The 526-nt window shown below is 29.5% G+C and carries 1 protein-coding gene; it reads left to right on the top strand.

From position 1 onward, the window contains the following. Positions 1-19: 19 nt before the first annotated feature. A partial coding sequence (locus BG20_RS02655) for a hypothetical protein (RefSeq protein ID WP_133936188.1) occupies positions 20-526 on the top strand: 507 nt, incomplete at its 3' end.

Genomic DNA, 526 nt, shown 5'->3' with positions numbered 1-526 from the left:
CGATTTAGATGGAAATGTAGTGGCAAATGGTAACACCTTAAAAAATTTGAGGGATACAAACATAAAAAACTCATCATGGTTTCAAAATGCATTAAATCATAGAAATAAAGATTATGGATTTGAGATGATCAATGAAGAAATTAAGGGATTCACAAAAATTGTATTTTATTGTAATGTGTATCAAGATAATACGGGCTCAGAAATCCCAATAGGAATTTTAGGCATTGTATTCAATTGGAGCAAATTTATCCATTGTATATTTAATGAGACTCCACTTTACGATGATGAACTTGATTCTACAAGTCTGTTCATATTTGATTCTAATGGAAACAAATTAGCTGAAATTAACAAACTGAAAAATGATATTACGTACAAGGAACTTTCTAAATCATTTGGAAAAAAGAAAAACTTTGAAACCACTATGATATTTGACTCAACTGTGACATTAGGTCATGCTCAATCTGTAGGATATGAAAAATTTTTCACTGGATGGCATTCTGTGATAATTCAATCACAAAAATCTTGT

The sequence above is a fragment of the Candidatus Nitrosarchaeum limnium BG20 genome (genome assembly GCF_000241145.1).
GTDB classification, from domain to species: Archaea; Thermoproteota; Nitrososphaeria; order Nitrososphaerales; family Nitrosopumilaceae; genus Nitrosarchaeum; species Nitrosarchaeum limnae.
Note: the sequence above shows the minus strand (reverse complement) of the source record. Positions and strands in the feature narration are given on the sequence as shown.